This window comes from Caulobacter ginsengisoli, from assembly GCF_030814835.1.
Classification (GTDB): domain Bacteria; phylum Pseudomonadota; class Alphaproteobacteria; order Caulobacterales; family Caulobacteraceae; genus Caulobacter; species Caulobacter ginsengisoli.
On record NZ_JAUSVS010000001.1, the window covers coordinates 827,283 to 849,428 of the forward strand.

22 protein-coding genes are annotated in these 22,146 nt (G+C 69.5%); 16 read left to right on the plus strand and 6 right to left on the minus strand.

What is annotated here, in order from left to right; translation table 11 throughout:
• Positions 1 to 37: 37 nt before the first annotated feature.
• Positions 38 to 997, minus strand: a complete 960-nt coding sequence (locus tag QO010_RS04160) for an alpha/beta hydrolase (RefSeq protein WP_307346320.1) — start codon at positions 995 to 997, stop codon at positions 38 to 40.
• Positions 998 to 1,107: 110 nt separating this feature from the next.
• Between QO010_RS04160 and lipA the strand changes: the two genes are divergently transcribed.
• Genes lipA through QO010_RS04175 form a run of 3 tightly spaced genes read left to right on the plus strand, consistent with a single transcriptional unit; the run spans position 1,108 to position 3,178 of the window.
• Positions 1,108 to 2,076, plus strand: coding sequence for a lipoyl synthase (gene lipA / locus QO010_RS04165; protein WP_307346323.1), 969 nt, complete (start codon positions 1,108 to 1,110; stop codon positions 2,074 to 2,076).
• Positions 2,061 to 2,507 carry a type II toxin-antitoxin system RatA family toxin gene (locus QO010_RS04170; protein WP_307346326.1) on the plus strand — a complete coding sequence of 149 codons (447 nt, stop codon included), beginning with the start codon at positions 2,061 to 2,063 and terminating at the stop codon, positions 2,505 to 2,507. Before lipA ends, QO010_RS04170 begins: the two co-directional genes overlap by 16 nt.
• Positions 2,504 to 3,178: a phosphatase PAP2 family protein gene (locus QO010_RS04175; protein ID WP_307346330.1), complete on the plus strand. Its 675-nt coding sequence runs from the start codon at positions 2,504 to 2,506 to the stop codon at positions 3,176 to 3,178. The genes QO010_RS04170 and QO010_RS04175 overlap by 4 nt, the downstream gene beginning before the upstream one ends.
• Here QO010_RS04175 and QO010_RS04180 read toward each other — a convergent pair.
• Complete coding sequence (locus tag QO010_RS04180; protein ID WP_307346332.1) at positions 3,175 to 3,663, minus strand: CinA family protein; 489 nt, start codon at positions 3,661 to 3,663, stop codon at positions 3,175 to 3,177. The two genes, QO010_RS04175 and QO010_RS04180, sit on opposite strands and share 4 nt — an antisense overlap.
• An 84-nt stretch (positions 3,664 to 3,747) precedes the next feature.
• On the opposite strand from QO010_RS04180, the gene QO010_RS04185 reads away from it, so the two are divergent.
• Positions 3,748 to 6,054: a fused MFS/spermidine synthase gene (locus QO010_RS04185; protein WP_307346335.1), complete on the plus strand. Its 2,307-nt coding sequence runs from the start codon at positions 3,748 to 3,750 to the stop codon at positions 6,052 to 6,054.
• Here the strand turns inward: QO010_RS04185 and QO010_RS04190 are convergent.
• A complete protein-coding gene (locus QO010_RS04190; RefSeq protein WP_307346338.1) occupies positions 6,032 to 7,189 on the minus strand; it encodes a bifunctional 2-C-methyl-D-erythritol 4-phosphate cytidylyltransferase/2-C-methyl-D-erythritol 2,4-cyclodiphosphate synthase in 1,158 nt (385 codons plus the stop codon). The genes QO010_RS04185 and QO010_RS04190 overlap by 23 nt on opposite strands.
• 90 nt (positions 7,190 to 7,279) lie before the next feature.
• On the opposite strand from QO010_RS04190, the gene dusB reads away from it, so the two are divergent.
• The 9 genes from dusB to QO010_RS04235 all read left to right on the plus strand — a co-directional run bounded on the left by dusB (position 7,280) and on the right by QO010_RS04235 (position 17,497).
• A complete protein-coding gene (gene dusB / locus QO010_RS04195; protein WP_307346341.1) occupies positions 7,280 to 8,287 on the plus strand; it encodes a tRNA dihydrouridine synthase DusB in 1,008 nt (335 codons plus the stop codon).
• Positions 8,284 to 9,396 (plus strand): two-component system sensor histidine kinase NtrB, encoded by a 1,113-nt coding sequence (locus QO010_RS04200; RefSeq protein WP_307346344.1) that lies wholly within the window; start codon positions 8,284 to 8,286, stop codon positions 9,394 to 9,396. Before dusB ends, QO010_RS04200 begins: the two co-directional genes overlap by 4 nt.
• 12 nt (positions 9,397 to 9,408) lie before the next feature.
• On the plus strand, positions 9,409 to 10,830 hold the full coding sequence (locus QO010_RS04205) for a sigma 54-interacting transcriptional regulator (protein ID WP_307346347.1): 1,422 nt from the start codon (positions 9,409 to 9,411) through the stop codon (positions 10,828 to 10,830).
• A 56-nt stretch (positions 10,831 to 10,886) separates the two neighbouring features.
• Positions 10,887 to 13,130: an ATP-binding protein gene (locus QO010_RS04210; RefSeq protein WP_307346351.1), complete on the plus strand. Its 2,244-nt coding sequence runs from the start codon at positions 10,887 to 10,889 to the stop codon at positions 13,128 to 13,130.
• Positions 13,120 to 14,511, plus strand: a complete 1,392-nt coding sequence (gene ntrX / locus QO010_RS04215) for a nitrogen assimilation response regulator NtrX (protein ID WP_307346353.1) — start codon at positions 13,120 to 13,122, stop codon at positions 14,509 to 14,511. The genes QO010_RS04210 and ntrX overlap by 11 nt, the downstream gene beginning before the upstream one ends.
• On the plus strand, positions 14,511 to 15,377 hold the full coding sequence (locus QO010_RS04220) for a D-amino-acid transaminase (protein ID WP_307346356.1): 867 nt from the start codon (positions 14,511 to 14,513) through the stop codon (positions 15,375 to 15,377). Before ntrX ends, QO010_RS04220 begins: the two co-directional genes overlap by 1 nt.
• A gap of 106 nt (positions 15,378 to 15,483) precedes the next feature.
• Positions 15,484 to 15,729, plus strand: a complete 246-nt coding sequence (hfq, locus tag QO010_RS04225; RefSeq protein ID WP_307346359.1) for an RNA chaperone Hfq — start codon at positions 15,484 to 15,486, stop codon at positions 15,727 to 15,729.
• Complete coding sequence (hflX, locus tag QO010_RS04230; RefSeq protein ID WP_307346362.1) at positions 15,726 to 17,066, plus strand: GTPase HflX; 1,341 nt, start codon at positions 15,726 to 15,728, stop codon at positions 17,064 to 17,066. Before hfq ends, hflX begins: the two co-directional genes overlap by 4 nt.
• A 23-nt stretch (positions 17,067 to 17,089) precedes the next feature.
• Positions 17,090 to 17,497 carry a hypothetical protein gene (locus QO010_RS04235; RefSeq protein WP_307346366.1) on the plus strand — a complete coding sequence of 136 codons (408 nt, stop codon included), beginning with the start codon at positions 17,090 to 17,092 and terminating at the stop codon, positions 17,495 to 17,497.
• Here the strand turns inward: QO010_RS04235 and QO010_RS04240 are convergent, their stop codons facing one another.
• Entirely contained in the window at positions 17,498 to 17,884 is a 387-nt protein-coding gene (locus QO010_RS04240) for a VOC family protein (protein ID WP_307346369.1), read from the minus strand.
• Positions 17,885 to 17,940: 56 nt separating this feature from the next.
• Between QO010_RS04240 and QO010_RS04245 the strand changes: the two genes are divergently transcribed.
• A complete protein-coding gene (locus QO010_RS04245; protein WP_307346372.1) occupies positions 17,941 to 18,693 on the plus strand; it encodes an AraC family transcriptional regulator in 753 nt (250 codons plus the stop codon).
• On the opposite strand, the gene mazG is transcribed toward QO010_RS04245, so the two are convergent.
• On the minus strand, positions 18,690 to 19,529 hold the full coding sequence (mazG, locus tag QO010_RS04250) for a nucleoside triphosphate pyrophosphohydrolase (RefSeq protein ID WP_307346375.1): 840 nt from the start codon (positions 19,527 to 19,529) through the stop codon (positions 18,690 to 18,692). The two genes, QO010_RS04245 and mazG, sit on opposite strands and share 4 nt — an antisense overlap.
• Positions 19,510 to 20,907 carry an MFS transporter gene (locus tag QO010_RS04255; RefSeq protein WP_307346377.1) on the minus strand — a complete coding sequence of 466 codons (1,398 nt, stop codon included), beginning with the start codon at positions 20,905 to 20,907 and terminating at the stop codon, positions 19,510 to 19,512. Before QO010_RS04255 ends, mazG begins: the two co-directional genes overlap by 20 nt.
• A gap of 171 nt (positions 20,908 to 21,078) precedes the next feature.
• Here QO010_RS04255 and QO010_RS04260 point away from each other — a divergent pair, with 171 nt between their 5' ends.
• Entirely contained in the window at positions 21,079 to 21,468 is a 390-nt protein-coding gene (locus tag QO010_RS04260) for a DUF3224 domain-containing protein (protein ID WP_307346380.1), read from the plus strand.
• On the plus strand, positions 21,468 to 22,142 hold the full coding sequence (locus QO010_RS04265) for a pentapeptide repeat-containing protein (RefSeq protein WP_307346383.1): 675 nt from the start codon (positions 21,468 to 21,470) through the stop codon (positions 22,140 to 22,142). Before QO010_RS04260 ends, QO010_RS04265 begins: the two co-directional genes overlap by 1 nt.
• Positions 22,143 to 22,146: the final 4 nt, after the last annotated feature.

Below are 22,146 nucleotides of genomic sequence, written 5' to 3' on the forward strand. Positions count from 1 at the left end.
GAAGGTTATAGGCCGCTCACGGGCTTGAAAAGCTCTGTTACAAACGGTGAGGGGCGGGAGATCGTTGCGCGGCCTGCCGTTCAGCGATGCGCTGGGCGATGAAGGCCTCGATAGCGGCGAGCCAAACCCGCCGTTCCGCGTCGGGCGCCAGCTGGCCAGCCGCGGCCTTTGCGGGCGCGTCGAGCGTGGGCGGTCCCCGCCAGTTCGGATCGGCCTTGGCTGCCTGGACCGCGTCCAGCAGCGCCGCGTCCCAGCCGTAGCTGGGGCCGCCCATCCGCAGGTCGGGATTGCTGGTCTGCCAAGCCGCCTGGCTGGCGGCCCGCGTTGGATCCAGGCCGGAGGAGGGCAGGGCGAGCTGGCCGCGTTTCCAGCCGGAAAGGCCCAGCACCCGTATCCTGCCGAGCCCGAACCGCCGCAGGGTCCGGCCCTGCTGGGCGGCGCCAAAAGCCTCGCCATCCAGGGCATTGACCGGCGCCGACAGGATCAACCCGTCGGCCCGGCCGCCCCGCATCAGGGCCAGCCGGGCCACCGGCGCGCCGGCGCCCTGGGCCAGGATCACGATGGGGGCGTCATTGCCGCTGCCGGCGATCATGGTCAGCAGGGCCTTGGTCGCGGCGATATCGGGATCGAAGGATTTGGCGTGGCCGAGGTCGCGGCCGGCGAGGCGGCCTGAACCGCCCTGGCCCTGTCGCTCCAGCACCCAGGTCGTGTAGCCAAGATCGTTGAGGGCCCGCACCGTCTCGAACCAGCTCTCGGCCGTCTCGCCATAGCCCGGCAGGATCAGCACCTGGGCGGCGGGGTCGACCGCCGGGGCGCTGACGCCGTAGCGCTGGGCGGGGGCATCGCCGATCTTGATCAGCCCCCAGCCCCAGCCCTCGGGCGGGAAGAAACGCGGGGCCAGCGAGGCGGGGGTGCGGCTTTCGCCGAACGGTTCATGCTCACGGCCGGACCCGCAGGCCGACAGCAGCGCCGTGGCCAGCAGCAACGGAACGGCCATGGCCCAACCTGCGCGCATCCCTGCAGCTTTCCGTGCTTGGCGCGCGCCCGCAAGCGCTCTCACGTATCAGGCGGCTTGATCGCGAGGCCCGGAAGGACGATCTAGACGGCATGGCTACGGTGATCGACACCCTCAAGGCGCGACCGCGCCATCCCGAAAAGCAATCGCGCCCGGACACCCCGCTGCTGCGCAAGCCGGACTGGCTGCGCGTCCGCGCGCCTGGCTCGCCCGGCTACAACGAGACCCGGGCCATCGTGCGCGAGCACGGCCTGACCACGGTCTGCGAAGAGGCGGCCTGTCCGAACATCGGCGAGTGCTGGTCCCAGAAGCACGCCACCATGATGATCATGGGCGAGATCTGCACCCGGGCCTGCGCCTTCTGCAACGTGGCGACCGGACGGCCTGACCCGCTGGATCCCACCGAACCGGCCCGGGTGGGCGACGCCGTGGCGCGCATGGGCCTCAAGCATGTGGTCATCACCTCGGTGGACCGTGACGACCTCGCCGATGGCGGCGCCGGGCACTTCGCCCAGGTGGTGCGGGCCATCCGCGCCGCCGCCCCCGGCACGACCATCGAGATTCTGACCCCCGACTTCCTGCGCAAGCCCGGCGCGGCCGAGGTGGTGATCGACTCCCAGCCGGACGTCTTCAATCACAACCTGGAAACCGTGCCGCGCCTCTATCTGAACATCCGGCCCGGCGCCCGCTACTACAACTCCCTGCGCCTGCTCGAGCGGGTCAAGGAGCGCGACCCCGCCCAGTTCACCAAGTCCGGCCTGATGGTCGGCCTTGGCGAGAGCAAGGAGGAGGTCATGCAGGTGATGGACGACATGCGCTCGGCCGGCGTCGACTTCATCACCATCGGGCAATACCTGCAGCCGACCCGCAAGCACGCGGCCATCGACCGTTTCGTCAGCCCCGACGAGTTCGCCAGCCTGGAGAAGATCGCCCGGGCCAAGGGCTTCCTGATGGTCTCGGCCAGCCCGCTCACCCGCTCCTCGCACCATGCCGGCGAGGACTTCGCCCAACTTCAGGCGGCCCGCAGAGCGCTGGAAGGTAGCGTTTGCGCCACGAGCTGACGCGCATCCTGCCCTACAGGCCCGAGCAGCTGTTCGAGCTGGTGGGCGATGTCGAGCAGTATCCGAAGTTCGTGCCCTGGATCAGCGCCCTGCGGGTCTGGAACCGGCGCGAAACCGCCCCGGGGATCACCAGCCTGGATGCGGAGGCCTCGGTCGGCTTCTCGTTCCTGCGCGAGCGCTTCTCGACCCGGGTGGTGCGCGACGCCAATACCCGGACCATCACCGTCAGCCTGCTTAGCGGCCCCTTCCGCAAGCTGCACAACCGCTGGCGGTTCGAAGAGCACCCGACCGGCACGGCGGTTCACTTCGAGATCGATTTCGAGTTCAAGATCCGCATGCTCGACCGCCTGCTCGACGCCAATTTCGATCATGCGGTGAACCGGCTGATCGGCTGCTTCGATGAGCGGGCCCGCGCGTTGTACGGGCCATGAAGGCCTTTTTCGCGCGGTTCGAGATCCGCACCCTGGCGGCCCTGATGACCGTGGCGGCGGCGATCTGGGCCTTCCTGACCATCGGCGGCGAGGTCGGCGAATCCGAAACCCTGCCCACCGACCGCCAGCTTCTGCTGCTGTTGCGCACGCCCGGCCACCCCGCCGATCCCATCGGCCCGCACTGGTTCGAGGAATCGATGCGCGACGTCACCGCACTGGGCGGCTTCACGGTCCTGACCCTTCTGACGGTCGTGGCCGCCAGCGTGCTGCTCTTCTACGGCAAGGCCAAACAGGCGGTGGTGTTCGTTGGCACGGTGCTGGCGGCGGAAATCTCCAGCGACCTGCTCAAGCTGGTCTATGACCGCGCCCGGCCCGACCTCGTGCCGCACGGGTCCTACGTCTATTCGCACAGCTTCCCCAGCGGCCATTCGACCGTGTCGGCCGCCGCCTACCTGACCCTGGTCAGCGTCATCGCCAGCCTGGACCCGCACCGCCACGCCAAGGCCTTCCTGTTCGCCATCGCCGGCCTGGTGGTGCTGTCGATCGGCTTCAGCCGCGTTTATCTGGGCGTCCACTGGCCCAGTGACGTGCTGGCCGGCTGGGCCCTGGGCGCGGCCTGGGCCCTGGCGGCGCGGCTGGTGCTGGGGTGGTGGCTGCGGCGAGGCGCCTAGATCGCTTCGCGCAGCATGGTCAGGGCCTGAGCCACCGCCGCCAGCTGCACCTCCTCGCGGGTGGTGAAATCGAACTGCTCGTGCAGGTGACGGATGCCGTGGTTGGAACGGGCGGTGGCGAAATGGACCGTGCCGACCGGCTTCATCGGAGTGCCGCCGCCGGGGCCGGCCACGCCGGTGATGGCCACGGCCAGGTGGGCGTTTGAGGCCTCCAGCGCGCCCTCGGCCATCATCCGGGCCACCGGCTCGCTGACCGCCCCGACATCGGCCAACAGGTCGCCCGGCACGCCCAGCATCTCCTGCTTGGCGCGGTTGGTGTAGGTGACGAAGCCCCGCTCGAAGACATCGGACGCCCCGGCGATCGAGCAGATGGCCCCGGCCACCAGTCCGCCCGTGCAGCTCTCGGCGGTGACGATACGCAGGGAGCGCTGGCGGGCCTCGTCGATCAGCAGGCGCGCCAGGGTCTGAATTTCCAGGGGAAACATGGCGCTCGCTCCGACTTCACTAGCCAACCCGGGCGGGAAGGGCCCAACATCGTAGCAACATCGCGCCACAAGACGATTCGAACCATGACCGCTGAAACCGCGGCTGCCCCCAAAACCGCGCCATCCGCCCCCCCTTTTTCTTCGGGCGCCTGGCTGTTCGCCCTGGCGGTGTTCAGCGGCGCGGCCCTGGTCTTCCTGGTCGAGCCGATGGTGGCCAAGCTGGTCCTGCCGCTGCTGGGCGGTTCGGCCAATGTCTGGAACACCAGCCTGGCCTTCTTCCAGGCGGCGTTGCTGGCCGGCTACGGCTACGCCCATCTGCTGCAGAAACTGCCCTCGGTGCGCCGCCAGGGGCTGGTCCACCTGGCCGTGCTGGTTCTCGCCGCCCTGGTGCTGACGCCGCTGAAGATCACCGGCCTGATGGGCGAGCCCTGGGCGGGGCGGCCGGTGCTGTGGCTGCTGACCGTGCTGACCGTCTCCATCGGAGCCCCCTTCGCGGCGCTCTCGGCCACCGCGCCCCTGGTCCAGGCCTGGCATGCCCGGGTGTTCCGGCATGACGGGGCGCCGCAGCCCTGGGCGCTCTATGCGGCCAGCAACCTGGGCAGCCTGATCGCCCTCTTGGTCTATCCCATCCTGGTCGAGCCCAGCCTGACGCTCGGCGCCCAGCGCTGGGGCTGGACCGTGGGCTACGGCGGCTTCGTAATCCTGATGGCGGTGCTGGTGATCGCCATCCGCCGCCGGCCGGAGCCGCCGCCCCTGGTCGCCCCGATCGAGACCGGCGCGGTGAGCTGGCGCCAGCGCCTGCTGTGGATCGCCCTGGCCGCGGCGCCCTCCAGCCTGATGCTGGGGGTCACCACCTACATCACCACCGATATCGCCTCGGCGCCCTTCCTGTGGGTGGCGCCGCTGGCCCTCTACCTCTTGACCTTCATCATCGCCTTCCAGGACCGGCCCTGGATACCGCGCGGCATCGGGCTGATCCTGCAGGCGGCGGCCGTCGTCATCTGCGCGGCGCTGTTCAGCATCACCCACGTGCTGATCCTGCTGCCGGTCCATCTGATCGCCTTCTTCCTGACGGCCCTGATGTGCCACCAGGCCCTGGTCGCCCGGCGTCCGGACCCGGCCCATCTCACCGACTTCTATCTCTGCATGTCGCTGGGCGGAGTGATCGGCGGGGGCTTCAACGCCTTCCTGGCCCCGGTCATCTTCAGCACGGTGCTGGAATATCCGCTGGTGCTGGTCCTGGCCTGCCTGGCCCGCCCCTGGACCCGCGAGCGGCTGACAGTGCTGCAGGGCTATGTGACCGGCGTCAGCGTGGTGGCGATGGCGGCGGCGGCCGTCGTCCTGGTCACGATGCCCGCGACGGTGATGAACGAGCGGGGCGTTCAGTGGCTGGCGGCCATCGCCGCCGGCGCCGCCTTCTTCGTGCGCAGCCGCACCCGCCTCTTCACCCTGCTGGTCGCCGGGCTGATGAGCATCTCCATCGTCGCCGGCAGCCAGTCCAACCCCGTCCACGCCCACCGCAGCTTCTTTGGGGTGGTGCATGAGTCGCTTTGGCCGCCGCAGCTGGGCTTCGGCAAGATGCGCCTGCTCACCCACGGCACCACCCTGCATGGCGCGCAGTTGCTGGACGAGGCCGACCACTGCCGGCCGATGGTCTATTATTCGCCCTACACGCCGATCGGGGAGGTCTTCCACACCATGCAGGCGCGCGGCCGGCCGATGACCATCGGCACGGTGGGGCTGGGGACCGGCACGGTGGCGACCTTCGTCAGACCGGGCGACCGGCTGACCTTCTTCGAGATCGATCCGATGATCGTGAAGCTCTCGGGCGATCCGACCACCCAGAGCTTCGACTACACCACCGCTTGCGCCAAGGGTCCCATCGACTATGTGCTCGGCGACGCCCGCCTCACCCTGCAGAAGCAGCCGGCCGACAAATACGACCTGCTGCTGATCGACGGCTTCTCCTCGGACGCGGTGCCGGTGCACCTGCTGACCGTCGAGGCGGTGAAAATCTACCTCAGCAAGATCAAGCCGGACGGCGTGATCATCCTGCACCTCTCCAACCGCAACCTCGAACTGCCGCGGCCGGCCGCCGCGGTGGCGCAGGCGGCGGGCGGCTATGCCCTGTTCCGCCGCTACCTCTTCATCGACCGCGGCCCCTGCTACTACCCCGAGACCTATTACGACAGCGAGGAGGACGCCCTGATCGTGGCGCGCTCACCGGAAGTGCTGGAGGCGTTCAAGGCGGCCGACCGGCGCTGGGTCCCCGGCGATCCGCGCGGGGTGCGGCCCTGGACCGACGACTACACCAACCTGTTCAGCTCGCTGGTCCGCCGCATGGTCGAGCGGTCCAGGGATCCGCCGCCTAGGCCGGTGTGTCGAGGCTGACCACGGCCTGGGCCGCCAGGCCCTCGCCCCGGCCGGTGAAGCCCATGCCCTCGGTGGTGGTCGCCTTGACGCTGACCCGGTCGAGGGGGAGGTCGAGCAGTTCGGCCAGCCGGATGCGCATGGCCTCGCGGTGGGGTTTGATCTTCGGCCGCTCGCAGATCAGCGTCACGTCGGCGTTGAGCAGCCGGCCGCCCCGCGCCTTCATCCGCTCGACCGCGTGCAGCAGGAAGCGGTCGGAGGCCGCGCCCTTCCACTGCGGATCGGTTGGCGGGAAGTGGTCGCCGATGTCGCCGTCGCCCATGGCCCCCAGGATGGCGTCGGTCAGGGCGTGCAGGCCGGCGTCGGCGTCCGAATGGCCGACCAGGGTCTGGTCGTGGTCGATCCGCACCCCGCACAGCCACACCACTTCGCCCGGCCCCCAGCGGTGGGCGTCGAAGCCCTGGCCGATGCGGGTTATGCGCCCCTGACCACCAAGGGGGCCCCCCGCGAGTTGCTCGGCCATGGCGAAGTCCTCCGGATAGGTCAGCTTCATCAGCATGGGATCGCCCGGCGCCAGGGCGACGGTCCCGCCATCGGCCTCGACCACGGCGGCGTCATCGGTAGGCTCGCCGGCCGTCCAGGCGGCGTAGGCGGCCAGCAGCCGGTTCTTGCGGAAGGCCTGCGGGGTCTGGGCGCGCCAGAGGCCGTCGCGGGGGACCGTAGTCGTGGTGTCGCCCTCACGGCGCTTGAGGGTGTCGGCGACGGGCAGGGCAGGGACCGCGCCGTCCGCGCCGGCCAGGGCGGCCAGCAGGGCCTCAACGTGGGCCGCCTTCACGAAGAGGCGGGCGGCGTCGTGGATCAGCACCGCTTCGTCGGCGGGGCCCGTGAGCGCCGCCAGACCTGCCTGCACGGACAGGGCGCGGGTCGCGCCGCCGATCGCCGGCCGCCAGCGGTCCAGACCCGCCAGCACCTCGCGGGCGGCGGCTTCCCCGTCGTCGGGCAGCACCACCACGACCTCGCGGGCGCCGGCGGCCAGCAGGGCTTCGGCCGACCAGCGCAACACCGGCTTGCCCGCCACCAGCCGCCACTGCTTGGCCGCGCCGGGCCCGGCCCTGGTCCCTGAACCCGCGGCGACGATGACGGCTGAAAATTCCATGGCCCTGGTGTAGCGAGGCCCGCTCTTCGGTTCCAGCTTTACGGCGCCGCACAATCTGCCTAAAAAGGCAGCGATGGGGATGATCAATAAATGAGCAGCGAGCTCAAGATCGGCGGGGTCGAGGTCCCCGGGCGGGTATGGATCGCGCCGATGACCGGCATTTCCGACCTGCCGTTCCGCCGCGCCGCCACCCGGCTCGGCGCCCCCTATGTCGCCACCGAGATGGTCGCCAGCGCCGAGTTCGCCAAGGGCCGTCCCGACGTCGTGCGCCGCGCGGCGGTGGGCGAGGGCCTGGGGCTGATGGTGATCCAGCTGGTCGGCCGCGATCCGCAGGCCATGGCCGAGGGCGCCCGGCTGGCGGCCCAGGCCGGGGCGCACGTCATCGACCTCAACTTCGGCTGCCCCGCGCGCGAGGTGACCGGCGCCCAATGTGGCTCGGCCCTGATGCGCGACCTCGACCTGGCTGACCGCATCGTCGGCGCCGCCGTCGAGGCCGTGGATGTGCCCGTCACGGTGAAGATGCGCCTCGGCTGGGACGACGCCTCGCGCAACGCCCCGGAGTTCGCCGCCCGCGCCCAGGCGCTGGGCGTGCAGGCGGTGACCGTGCATGGCCGCACCCGCTGCCAGTTCTACAAGGGCGCCGCCGACTGGAGCGCCGTGCGGGCCGTGAAGTCGGCGGTGTCGATCCCGGTGATCGTCAATGGCGATGTGGTCGACGCCATCACCGCCGCCCTGGCTCTGGAGCAGTCCGGCGCCGATGGGGTGATGATCGGCCGGGGCGTGGTCGGCAAGCCCTGGATCGCCCGTGAGGTGGCCGCGGGCCTGGACGGCCTGTCGAACGGCGCGCCGGGCCGGACCGAGCGGCTGGACATCGCCCTCGACCATTTCCGCGAGAGCCTCGGCTTCTACGGCGACCGGCTGGGCCTGAAGATGTTCCGCAAGCACCTGGCCTCCTACATCGAGGCCGCGCCCTGGCCGGCCTCGCCCGAGGCCCGCCGCGCCGCCCGGGCCCGGCTCTGCCAGCTCGACGCGCCCGGCGAGATCGAGGCCGGCCTGGCCGCCCTGTGGTCGGACGATCCCGCAAGGCTGGCCGCATGACCGGCGTCATCAGAACCCTGAACAACGGTCCGGGCTCGCAGGCGCTGAAGGCGGCGGCCTTCGATCTCAGCCCCGAGCCGGCCCTGGTGGTCGACGCCGAGGGCGCCCTGGTGGCGGTCAACGAGGCGGCCGAGGCGCTGTTCGGCCAGGGCCTGGCCCTGCTGGCACGCGGCCGCTTCCGCGCCGCCCTGCCGGAAGGCTCGGCCCTGATCTCGCTGCTCAACCGCGCGCTGGAGGAGGGGGCCCGGGTGCGCGAGCACGGGGTGGAGATCAGCCTGTTCGGCCATCCCGCCTTCACCGCCGACGGCGCCGCCGCGCCCCTGGGCGACGGCTCGGTGCTGCTGACCCTGCATGTGCGGGGCGGGGCGCTGGGCATGGAGCCCTTCGCCGACCCGGCCAGCCTGCGCTCGGTGGTGGGCCTGGGCCGCATCCTGGCCCATGAGATCAAGAACCCCCTGGCCGGCATCCGCGGCGCCGCCCAGCTGCTCAAGACCGGGGCGGCGGCCGAGGACGCGCCGCTGGCCCAGCTGATCGTCGACGAGACCGAGCGCATCCGCCGGCTGGTCGATCGCATGGAGGCCTTCAGCGACGACGCCACCCCGCAGCGCGAGGCGGTCAACATCCACCGGGTGCTGGACCGGGTCCGGGCGCTGGCCGCCAACGGCGTCGCCGACGGCCTGGCCCTGCGCGAGCGCTACGATCCCTCGCTGCCCGCCGCCTGGGGCGACGAGGATCAGCTGATCCAGATCTTCCTCAATCTGGTCAAGAACGCCGCCGAGGCCGCCCATAGCCGGGGCGACAGTCGCGGCGAGATCCTGGTCGCCACCGCCTGGCGCCCAGGCGTGCGGGTGCGGGGCGCGGCGGGCGGGCAGGGCGCGCCGCTGGAGATCCGGGTCACCGACAACGGCCCCGGCGTCCCGGCCCATATGCGCGAGCATCTGTTCCAGCCCTTCGTCACCAGCAAGGCCAACGGGGCGGGCCTGGGCCTGCCGCTGGTCGCCAAGCTGGTCTCCGGCCATGGCGGCCTCATCGATTTCGAATCCGAGCCTGGAAGAACCACCTTCCGCGTCCTGCTGCCGGTCACGCCAGAAAGCGACCGCTCTCTTTAAAGAAAGTCGGGCATGAACACCGCGTCCAAGAAGATCCTGATCGCCGACGACGACAGCTCGATCCGGCTGGTGCTCAGCCAGGCCTTCAGCCGGCTGGGCTATCAGGTGCGGGCCACCGGCAACGCCACCACCCTGCTGAAATGGGTGACCGACGGCGAAGGTGACCTGGTGGTCACCGACGTGGTCATGCCCGACGAGAATGTCTTCGACGTGCTGCCCCGCATCCGCAAGGAGCGACCCAAGCTGCCGATCATCGTGATGAGCGCCCAGAACACCCTGCTGACGGCGGTCAACGCCGCCGACGCCGGGGCGTTCGAATACATCTCCAAGCCCTTCGACCTGGACGACATGACCGCCGCCGCCCGCCGGGCCCTGTCGCGGCCGGCCGACAGCGAAGCGGCCAAGGCCCAGGCCCGGGCCATGAAGGACGAGCGCCTGCCGCTGATCGGCCGCTCGGCTCCCATGCAGGACGTCTACCGCACCATCGCCCGGCTGGTCGGGGCGGACCTGACGGTGCTGATCCTGGGCGAGAGCGGCACCGGCAAGGAGCTGGTGGCGCGGGCGCTGCACGACCTGGGACGCCGGCGCGACGGCAAGTTCGTGGTCATCAACCTGGCCGCCGTGCCGCGCGAACGCGTCGAGTCGGAACTGTTCGGGCGCGGCGAGGGCGATCCGGGCAAGCTGGTCGAGGCCGACGGCGGCACCCTGTTCCTCGACGAGATCGGCGACATGCCGCTCGACGCCCAGTCGCGCCTGCTGCGGGTCATCGACGGAGCCGAGCCGGCGCTCAACCCCCGCACCGGCCGCAAGCCCAATGTCCGGGTCATCGCCGCCACCAACCGCGACCTGCGCGGCCTGATCCGCCAGGGCCTGTTCCGCGAGGACCTGTTCTTCCGCCTCAACGTCGCCCCGATCCGCCTGCCGCCGCTGCGCGACCGCACCGAGGACATCCCGGACCTGGCCCGCTCCTTCCTGCTGCGCGCCGCCCGCGAGGGCCTGCCGTCCAAGACCATCGACCAGTCGGCCCTGGAGCGGCTGAAGATCCACCCCTGGCCCGGCAATGTCCGCGAGCTGGAGAACCTGATCCGCCGGGTCTGCGCCCTCTATGGCGAGGACCTGATCAGCGCCCGCATCGTCGAGCGCGAACTGGCCGAACAGTCCGCGCCCCAGCCGGGCGAGGAGGGGCCGATCACCCTCTCGACCCTGGTCGAGCGGCACCTGGCGGCGCATTTCGCCGAGCAGCCGGACGGGGTGCCGCCGGTCGGCCTCTACGACCGGGTGCTGGAAGAGGTCGAGCGGCCGCTGATCCGCCTGACCCTGGCCGCCACCCGCGGCAACCAGGTGCGGGCCGCCGAAATCCTGGGCCTCAACCGCAACACCCTGCGCAAGAAGATCAGCGACCTGGGGGTAGAGCTGGCGCGCGGCAAGAAGTGAAGCGCCGCAGCAACATCCTGTTGCATTCCTAGCGCAGTCCGACCTAGGTTCCGCCGATGAGTGCGTTGGCGGCCGAAGCGATTGCTGCACCGACGCCGCTGTGGCGGCGTCTGGCCCAGTCGCCCTACGTGCTGGGCGGCGGCTATGTCCTGTCGGTCCTGCTGACCGCCGCCGGCGTCTTCCTGGCCTCCTCGCCCCCGCGCACCGGACCGGTCTCGGCCGCCAGCGAGATTGTCCTGGTGGTGCTGGGCTTCAACCTCGTGCTGTTGCTGACCCTGGCGGCGATGATCGCCTGGCGGGTGCTGTCGCTCAGGGAAGCCGACGCCGGCGCGAGATTGACCCTGCGCTTCGTGGCGATGTTCTCGGCCGTGGCGGTGGCGCCGGCCGTGGTGGTGGCGCTGCTGTTCGGCGTCTTGATCAATCGCGGGGTGGAGAGCTGGTTCAGCCAGCGGGTCACCAACCTGGTGGAAACCTCGGCCAACGTGGCGCGCAGCTACGTCAAGGTCCAGCTGGACTATGTCGAGCATAACGTGAACCTGATCGCCCAGGATCTGGATCAGGTGCCCAGCTCCCTGGAGGCCTCTCCCGTCGCCTATGGCCACCTCCTGGCCACCGAAGCCGCCGATCACGGGTTCAGCGCCATCTATCTGCTGGATCATCGGGGCATGGTCCTGGCCCAGGCCGAGACCCTGAAGGCGCCGCCCTTCCTGGTGCCGCCCGCCACCAGTTTCCAGTCCGCCAACGACAACTACATCTCGACCGAAACCTTCGAGGCCGACGACGCGGTCCGGGCCCTCTCCAAGCTCAAGGGCTATCGGGACGCCTATCTCTACATCACCCGCCCCGTCGAGAAGGGCATCATCCGCCACCTGCGCGAAACCGAAGCCTCGCTGGCCGAGTACAGCGACGCGGCCAAGTCCCGCGCCCGCGTGCAGTTCGCCTTCCTGCTCAGCTACATCGAGACCGCCCTGCTGGTCCTGGTCGGCGCCGCCTGGCTGGGCATCGGCGCCGCGCGCTCGATCGCCGGCCCTGTCGCCCGGCTGGTCAAGGCGGCGGGGTCCGTCGCGGGCGGGGACCTGTCTGCCCGGGTGGAGACCGGGGAAGAACCTGAAGAAATCGCCATGTTATCCAGGGCATTCAATAACATGACGCGGGATCTTCAGGACCAGCAGGCGGCCCTGAAAGCCGCCGGCCTGGACGCCGAGGCCCGGCGCCAGTTCATCGAGACCGTACTGTCGGGCGTCAGCGCCGGGGTGCTGGGCCTGGACGCCGAGGGACGGATTTCAGCCGCCAACCGTCAGGCGGCCGCCCTGCTGGACCTGTCGCCGGTCGAAATCCTGGGCCGTCTGCTCAGCGAAGCGGCGCCGGAGTTCGCTCCCGTGGTCGAGCTGGCCCTGGAGATGGGGGCGGGGGCCGAGGAGGAGGTCGACCTGGTCCGCGACGTCGAGACCCGCCGCCTGCGGGTGCGGGCCACCGGGGCCGGCGGCGGCGGGGTGGTGCTGACCTTCGACGACATTACCCGCCTGGTCACCGCCCAGCGCAACGCCGCCTGGAAGGATGTCGCCCGCCGCATCGCCCATGAGATCAAGAACCCGCTCACCCCCATCCAGCTGTCGGCCGAGCGGCTGAAACGCAAATACCGCAAGGACATCACCCAGGATCTCGAGACCTTCGACCGCTGCACCGACACCATCATCCGCCAGGTCGGCGATATCGGCCGGATGGTCGACGAATTCTCCTCCTTCGCCCGCATGCCGGCCCCGCGCTTCGCCGACCAGGATCCGGCCGAGCTGCTGCGCCAGGCGGTGTTCGCCCAGCGGGTCGCCAGCCCCGACATCGCCGTGGAAATGCCCGACCCGCCGACCGGCCTGCACCTGGTCTGCGACGAGCGGATGGTCGGCCAGGCGCTGGCGAATGTGCTGAAGAACGCCGCCGAGGCCGTCTCGGCCCGCGACGCCGCCAAGGGCCAGGGCCGGATCGTCGCGCGGCTGAAACTGACCGAGCCGCACGGCATGAGCTTCGAGATCGAGGACAATGGCGTGGGCCTGCCGGCCCGCGACCGCGACCGGCTGACCGAGCCCTACATGACCACCCGCGAAAAGGGCACCGGCCTGGGCCTGGCCATCGTCAAGCGCATCATGGAGGACCATGGCGGCGAGCTGGGTCTGACCGATGCATCGCAACCGCCCGGGGCCAAGGTGACCCTGAGCTTCCCAACTGTCCGGCAAGCCGAAAACGCGGCGGACAACACACTGACCGCGCCCGTGGCGCCGGCTGAAGAGGTGAACCATGGCGGCTGACGTACTGGTCGTCGACGACGAGATCGATATCCGTGAACTGGTGGCGGGCATCCTCAGCGATGAGGGCTATGCCGTGCGCACCGCCGCCGATTCCGAGTCCGCCCTGGCCGCCATCCGGGCGCGCCGGCCGGCCCTGCTGATCCTGGACATCTGGATGCAGGGCGGCGGCATGGACGGGCTGGAACTGCTCGACCTGATCAAGACGCTCGACGAGGACCTGCCGGTGATCATGATCAGCGGGCACGGCAATATCGAAACCGCCGTCAGCGCCATGAAGCGCGGGGCCTACGAATTCCTGGAAAAGCCGTTCAAGTCCGACCGGCTGATCCTGACCGTCGAACGGGCCCTGGAGCAGGCCGGGCTCAAGCGCGAGAACCGCCGGCTGCGCACCCAGGCCCTGGCCAGCGACGACCTGATCGGCAAGTCGGCCGCCGCCCAGTCGCTGCGCCAGATGATCAACAAGGTCGCCTCGGCCAACAGCCGGGTGCTGGTCACCGGCCCGCCCGGCTCGGGCAAGGAGACGGTGGCGCGGCTGATCCACGCCGCCAGCCAGCGGGCCAAGGGCGAGTTCGTGGCCATCAGCGCCGCCGGCATGGCGCCCGAACGCATGGACGGCGAGCTGTTCGGCGAGGAAGGCGAGGGGGGGCGTCCCCGCAAGATCGGCGTCTTCGAGCGCGCCCACGGCGGCACGCTCTATCTCGACGAGGTGGCCGAGATGCCGCGCGAGACCCAGAGCCGCATCCTGCGGGTGCTGGTCGACCAGCGTTTCCGCCGGGTCGGCGGCGACAATGACGTGCAGGTCGATGTGCGGGTGATCTCGTCCAGCTCGCGCGACCTGCGCGAGGAGATCGCCGCGGGGCGGTTCCGCGAGGACCTGTTCCATCGGCTGAACGTCGTGCCGGTGCGGGTGCCGTCCCTGGCCGAGCGGCGGGACGATATTCCCGAGATGATCCAGTATTTTATCGAAAGAATCTGCGAAGCCACCGGCATGCCGCGCCGCCGCCTCGGCGAGGACGCCCTGGCCACCCTGCAGGTCCATGCCTGGCCCGGCAACGTCCGCCAGTTGCGCAACAACGTCGAGCGGATGCTGATCCTGGCCACGGGCGAGCCCGGCGAGATCATCAGCGCCGAGATGCTGCCCGCCGAGGTGGCCACCGCCGCCCAGGCCGGAACCATCGGGCCCGAACGGATCATCGCCCTGCCGCTGCGCGAGGCGCGGGAGCTGTTCGAGCGGGAGTATCTGAACGCCCAGATCCTGCGGTTCGGCGGCAACATCTCGCGCACCGCCACCTTCATCGGCATGGAGCGCTCGGCCCTGCACCGCAAGCTGAAGTCCCTGGGCCTCTCCGGCGGCCGGGGCGGCGAGGAAGAGGCCGACTGATGTCCGCGCGCTGGGTCTATGTGAACGGCCAGTTCGTCCGGCATGGCCAGGCCATGGTCCATGTCGAGGACCGCGGCTACCAGCTGGCTGATGGCATCTATGAGGTCTGGGCGGTGTTCAATGGCGCCCTGGCCGACTCCGAGGGCCATTTCGAACGGCTCTGGCGCAGTCTGGACGAACTGCGCATCCCCCATCCGATGAGCCGGGCCGCGCTGGAGGTCGTGCTCAAGGAGGCGGTGCGCCGCAACCGGGTGCGCGAGGGGCTGGTCTATCTGCAGGTCACCCGGGGGGTCGCCAAGCGCGACCACGCCTTCCCGCATCCCTCGACCCCGCCGGCCGTGGTGATCGTCGCCCGCGGCCTCGACCGCGCCGCGACCGAGGCCAAGGCGGCCGGCGGCATCTCGGTGATCACCACGCCGGAAAATCGCTGGGGCCGCTGCGACATCAAGACCGTGGGCCTGCTGCCCAATGCGCTCGCCAAGCAGGCGGCGCGGGAGCGCGGGGCAGGGGAGGCCTGGTTCGTCGACGACCTGGGCCTAGTCACCGAGGGCGCCTCGTCCAACGCCTGGATCGTCGATGGCGAGGGCAATCTGCGCACCCGCGACACCAACGCCAACATCCTGCGCGGCGTCACCCGGCGCAGCGTCATGGACCTGCTGGCCAAGGAGGGCCTGACCCTGCAGGAAAAGCCGTTCACGCCGGAGGAAGCCAAGGCCGCCAGGGAAGCCTTCATCACCGGGGCCGGCAGCCTGGTCATGCCGGTGGTGGCGGTCGACGGCCATCCGGTCGGCGACGGCAAGCCAGGCCCCCTGGCGACAAGGCTGCGCGCCCTCTATATCGAGCACGCGCAGAAGTCGGGCATTTGAGCGCGGTCGGTCTTATTCGATTGCGGTCCGCAGAACCCGGTGGCTAGCGTTTGACTTATGTGTGTGAGGGGCCTTCTGCTCCTCGACCAAAAAGAGGGGAACCCCCGTGAGCGACAAGAAACAAAACCTGCAGGACACCTTCCTCAACGCGGTCCGCAAATCCAAGACGCCCCTGACCATCTTCCTGGTCAACGGCGTCAAGCTGCAGGGCGTGGTGAGCTGGTTCGACAACTTCTGTGTCCTGCTGCGCCGTGATGGCCAGTCTCAGCTGGTCTACAAACACGCCATTTCCACCATCATGCCCGCCCAGCCTGTGCAGCTGTATGAGCCGGGCCCCGAGCAGGACGATTGACCAATAAATCCGTAGACCGGGGCGTCCCGGTCCAGCAGGCCCTGGTGCTCCACCCGGTTCGTCCGGGCGGAGACGCCTCTGGCCGTCATCCGCAGACCCGTCTTGAGGAGGCCATGGGCCTGGCCGAGGCCCTCGACATCGAGGTCGCGGAGGCCATGATCGTGCCTTTGCGCAAGACCATGCCCGCCACCCTGTTCGGCAAGGGCAAGGTCGAGGAACTGCGCCTGGTCTGCGAGGCCCAGGAGCTGGACGTGGCCGTGGTCGACGACCAGCTGACCCCCGTGCAGCAGCGCAATCTGGAAAAGGCCTGGGGGGTGAAGGTCATCGACCGCACCGGCCTGATCCTGGAGATCTTCGCCCGCCGGGCCCGCACCAAGGAAGGCCGGTTGCAGGTCGAACTGGCCCGGCTGAACTACGAGAAATCCCGCCTCGTCCGCACCTGGACCCACCTGGAGCGCCAGCGTGGTGGCTTCGGCGTCATGGGCGGCCCCGGCGAAACCCAGATCGAGACCGACCGCCGGCTGCTGGCCGAGAAGATCGGCAAGCTCAAGAAGGAGCTGAAGGAGGTGCGGCGCACCCGCACCCTGCACCGCTCGGCCCGCAAGAAGACCCCGACCCCGACCATCGCGCTGGTCGGCTACACCAACGCCGGCAAGTCGACCCTGTTCAACCGCCTGACCGACTCGGCGGTGGTGGCGCAGGACATGCTGTTCGCCACGCTCGATCCGACCCTGCGCGAGGTGAAGCTGCCCGGTGGCCGACCCGCCATCCTGTCGGACACGGTGGGCTTCATCTCCGACCTGCCGCACGAACTGGTCGAGGCCTTCCGGGCCACGCTCGAGGAGGTGCAGGAGGCCGATGTCGTCCTGCATGTCCGCGACATCGCCAGCCCCGACAGCAACGCCCAGGCCCGCGACGTCGAGGCGGTGCTGGCCGACCTGGAGGTTACCGAGGCCGGCGGCCGCAACCTTCTGGAAGTGTGGAACAAGGCCGACCTGGTGCCTGAGGCCGACCGCGACGACCTGGACGGCTCGGCCCGCCGCAACGGCGCCGCCGTGCTGTCGGCTGTGACGGGCGAGGGCTGCGACAGCCTGCTGCGCCGCCTGGCCGCCCTGATCGACGACGAGCCGGAAATCGCCCTGACCCTGGGCTCGGCCGACGGCCAGGCCCTGGCCTGGCTCTACCGCCATGGCCGGATCACCGGTCGTCATGACGGACAGGACGGTGGGGTCGAACTGAGGGCCAAGCTGTCGTCCGAGGCGCTGGGCCGGTTCGAGCGCCAGTTTCCCACCCTTCTATCCAGCGTTGACGGCTCGGAGGAGCCGTCAGAGGATTAGCCTCGTATTTGGGGGGTAATCCAATGATCGTCAGAAGCATGGCCATTGCCGCCGCCGTCGCGCTGGCCGGCGCCTCGACCGGCCTGGCGCAGGATCGCCTGGGGACCTGGGATTGTGAACCGGGCTCCGCCGCGGGCCTGCGCTGGATCCTGGCCCCAGGGTTCGCCCAGCAGGAAATGGCCGCCGGTGAACTGACGACGGGCAGTGGCTATGCCCGCGTCCAATGCGAACTCAACGCCAGCGGCCGGCCAAAGGACTGCATCGTGCTGATGGAAAGCGCGGCGGGAAAGGGATTTGGCGCGTATGCCGCTGAACTGGCCGGTATGTACAAGGCGGCCAGCAAGGACTCGGCCGGGCAGCCGACCAAGGGCCGCAGGGTGTGCCGAGCCTTTGGCGTGAGCGGCAAGAGCGACGGCGGTCCTACCGGCTGATCAGGTGTGTGGCTGGGTCTCGTAGGCCATCGCCCCGACATCGTTGCCTTCCGGATCGTCGAAGCGGATCAGCGTTCCAACCGTGGGGATGGTCGCCCGCTCCATGGTGATCCGGCCGCCGTTCGCCGCCACCGCCGTGTAGACGGCGTCCAGGTCATCGACGGCGATGGTGCATTCGAAGCCGTTGAGACCCGTGCCGGCGCGCGGAACCTGGCGCTTGTGCATCAGACCCTGGATGCCGGGACTGGCCTCGTCGCCGGTGTGGATCACGTAGAAGCCCGGCGGGCCCCAGGGCTCGAACCGCCAGCCGAACACCGCCTCGTAGAAGGCCCGGGCGCGGTCGACATCGTCGACATGGATGGAGAAGGACGCGAGGTTGTTTGCCATGAGCGAACCCTAACGCCGCTGGCCGGGCTGTCGCAATCGCGATAGTCTGCCATTCGATGTCTGCAATCCGTCAAACCGCCGCTGACGAACCCTTCTATCTGGTGCGTGTCTCCAAGGCCGACCTGCCCAGCGGTTTCGAACTGGAGCGGCACGCCCATGACTGGCCTCAGCTGATCTATGCTTCCGCCGGGGTGATGACCGTCTGGACCGAGGCCGGGTCCTGGGTGGCGCCGCCCAGCTGGGCGATCTGGGCGCCCGGCGGCATGGCCCACGCCATCCGCTTCACCGGGGCCAGCGCCATGCGCAGCCTCTATGTGCGGCCCAATGCGGGGGAGGGGCTGCCGACCGAGTGCAGCGTCATCGCCGTCTCGCCACTGCTGCGCGAACTGATCCTGCGCACGGTGGAGCTGGGCCGGCTTGACGAGCGCCACCGGGCCGATGTGGCCATGGCCCAGCTGATCTTCGAGGAGCTGCGCCGTCATCCAGCCGCGCCCTTCGACCTGCCGATGCCGACCAGCCCCGCAGCCCGCCGGGCCGCCGAACTGCTGGAGACCGGCGAGGCTGGGGCGACGCTCGCCCGACGGGTCGGCCTCTCCCTGCGCACGCTCGAGCGACGCTTTCAGACCGAGACCGGCCTATCGCTGGGCCAGTGGCGCCGCCAGGCCCGGCTGCTGGCCGCCCTGCGCGGCCTGGCCGGCGGCCTGCCGGTCAAGGCGGTGGCCGAAGACGCCGGCTATCGCACGCCCAGCGCCTTCGTCGCCGCTTTCCGTTCCGCGTTTGGCTCCACGCCGGGGCGGTATTTCAGCTAGGCCTGATTGGCCCGCTCCAGCGCCTTGGCCTCGTCCCAGAGGGCGTCCATCTCGGCGAGATCCGACTGGTCCGGCGTGCGGCCACTCTCCGCCAGCCGCGCCTCGATATGGCGAAAGCGGCGGGTGAACTTGGCGTTGGTCCCGCGCAGGGCGTCCTCAGGCTCAACGTCCAACTTGCGGGCAAGGTTGGCGATCACGAACAGGATGTCGCCCAGCTCGTCGCGGGCCTTGTCCTTGTCCCCGGCCTCGATCTCGACCTCGAGTTCGGCCACTTCCTCGCGCAGCTTGGCCAGCACCTCCTTGGTCGAGGGCCAGTCGAACCCAACTCTGGCCGCCCGCTTGGTCAGCTTCACCGCCCGGATCAGCGAGGGCAGGGATGGGGGAACATCGTCCAGCACGCCGGGCGGCTTTTCCGGCCTGCCCTTGGCCGCTCGCTCCTGGGCCTTGATGGCTTCCCAGCCGGTCTCGGGATCGGAATGGTCCGAGCGCGGCGCCCCGGCGAAGACGTAAGGGTGGCGGCGGACCATCTTGTCGGAGATGGCGGTGGCCACGGCGGCGAAATCGAACTGCCCGGCCTCCTCGGCCATGCGGGCGTGAAACACCACCTGCAGCAACAGGTCGCCCAGCTCGTCCTTCAGGTCCGCCAGATCGCCCCGCTCGATGGCGTCGGCGACTTCGTAGGCTTCCTCGACCGTGTAGGGGGCGATGGTGGCGAAGGTCTGCTGGGTGTCCCACGGACAGCCCGTCACCGGGTCGCGCAGCTGCTCCATCACCGCCAGCAGGCGGAAGATCGGGTGGTCGCTGCTCTGCTGATCGTTACTGGGCGGGTGCGACATCGAGCGGGACGGTGTCTTCCTGAGGCGGCGGCGGGTGTGTCGCGTCGCGTTCGCCCAGCTTCTGGCGAATCTCGGCGTGACGTTCTTCGGTCAGCGGATAGCCCACCATGGTCAGCGCCGCCAGGAGGCCAATGACGCCGGGCACCACCGCGTACATGGCCTGCAGGCTGAGCAGGCCGAAGGCGGTGCTGGCGGCCGGATTTTCGGCATTCAGCCCCAGATAGCTGAGCAGGATGAAGGACGATCCGGCCAGCGCCGAGCCCACCTTCTGCGTGCCAGTGAGGATCGAGAACAGCATGCCTGTGCGGTCCTTGCCGGTGTTGAGCCGCTCCTCGTCGTTGATGTCGGCCATCATCGACCGCAACAGGAAGGAGGCCGCCGAATAGGGCAGGCCGGCCAGCACCAGGAAGGGAACGGCCATCAGGAAGTTGCCCGCCGGCAGGAAGACCACGAGGAACTGCACGGCGGCGTAGATGACGCAGGATATCCGCAGGGAAGAGGCCTTGCCGGACCGCTTGGCCAGGCGAGTCCACAGCACCGCCCCGACGATCGCCGCCAGGAAATAGATCAGCAGCAGACCGGCAGCCTCGATCCGATCGAAGCCCTTGACCCGGATGAAGTAGAAGAAAAACAGCGTGCCGGCGACCCCCGGGGCCAGGCCCATCAGCAGATCGGCGATCAGCACCCGGCGCACGGTCGGGCGGCTGAGCATCTTGAAATAGTCCATGACCTGGGTGCGCGGCGCGCTGGCGTCATGAACGACCTTGGGCTCCTCGACCCGCCACAGCGCCAGGGCGATCATCAGCGGCGCCATGATGACGATGAACAGGCCCTGCTGGCCGACATAGCCGTCCTCCCGGCCCGGAACCTTGAGGATGCCCAGCAGCACCGGCATGGCCAGGATCAGGATCATCCCGACCACATTGCCGGTCTGCCAAAAGGCGTAGACCCGCGAGCGCTGGTGGTAGTCGGCTGAAAGAGTCGAGGCCCAGGACGTGTGCGACAGCACGGTGATCGAGTAGCCGATATAGACCACGCCCAGCCAGAAGAAGAGGTGGATCGGCCCCACCCCCGGCTTAGCCATGAACAGCATCCAGACCGCCAGCATGAGGATCGGTGTGCCGATGGCGAACCAGGATTTGAAGCGGCCCCACTTCCAGTTGGTCCGGTCCAGGACCGTCCCGAACAACGGGTCAAAGGCGATATCGAACAGGCGTATCAGCACCCAGGCCCAGCCCGTGAGCTCCAGGCCCAGGCCCAGGGATTCGGCATAGAAGGTCGGCAGGGTGATGGTGAGCGGCAATCCGAAGGCCGCCAGGGGGAGGCAAGGCGCGGCGAACGCGGCCAGTGTCAGGGTTGAACGTCTGCCCGTCGCCATGAAGCCTCACCTTATGAAAGAGCCGGCGTATTGGTGATCGCCGTTCAGGCCATGAGATCGTCTCGCACCGGCGCTGGCAAGTGAAAGCGGCGACAGGATTCCAGCCGGTGGGTTTGACAGTCGCCGCCGATGAAAACATAACCAGAACAATCGCAACCCGGGAGCCTGCCGATGCCAACCGCCAAGGGGCCGTTTGAGGTCAAGACCACGCCGCTGGACGGCGACACCGACGTGGACGGCGTCATCATGGGCCGCCTGGCTCTGGACAAGATTTATGAGGGCGACCTCCAAGGCGTGGGTGTCGGCCAGATGCAGACCACCGGCGGCCCCAGCGGCGCGGGCGTCTATGTGGCCCTTGAGCGGGTGACCGGGACGCTCGCCGGCCGCAAGGGCAGCTTCGTGCTGGTGCATCGGGGTGTGATGACCAAGACCTCGCGCGACCTTTCCATCGCCATCGCGCCGGACTCCGGCACGGGCGGGCTGGCTGGTATCTCCGGGACCTTCAGCATCGAGATCGTCGACGGCAAGCACGGCTACAGCCTCGACTACAAGCTGGGCTGATGGCTGAGGATGTCTCCGACCGCACGTTGAGCCGCGCGGACCTCAAGGCCCTGGCCGACGGCGAGCCCGTCAACCTGACCGACTGCGATCTGGAGGGGGCGGACCTTTCGAGCCTGGAGCTGGAGGGCTGGCGCTTCGAACGCTGCATCTTACGGCAAACGCGGCTGGCCGGCGCGCGGCTGGAGGGGACGCAGTGGCTGGGCTGCCGGGCCGGGTTCGCCGATTTCGGGCGGGCCGACCTGACCGACGCGGTGTTCCGGTCGGGCGACTTCAACAACGCCAACTTCCGCGCCGCCACCCTCTCGGCCGTGAAGTTCGAGGGCTGCAAGCTGACTGGGGCGGACTTCTCGGAGGCCGCGACCCTGGGCCTCAGCTTCACCGAATGCCTGCTGGTGGCGGCCAAGCTGCCGGGCTTCTCGTTCCGCAAGCTGACCCTGACCCGGCTCGACTTCGCCCAGGCCGACCTGCGCCGGGCCGATTTCCGCGAGACGGTGCTGGAGGCCTGCAGCCTGCGCGACGCCAATCTGGTCGACGCCCGCTTCGACGGGGCGGATCTGCGCGCCGCGGATCTGGGCGGGCTTCGGCTGATCGACGCAACCATGTTCAAGGGCGCGGTGATTTCGCGGGATCAGGCCGGCGCGCTATTATCGACCCTGGGACTGAAGGTGCGCTGACCAC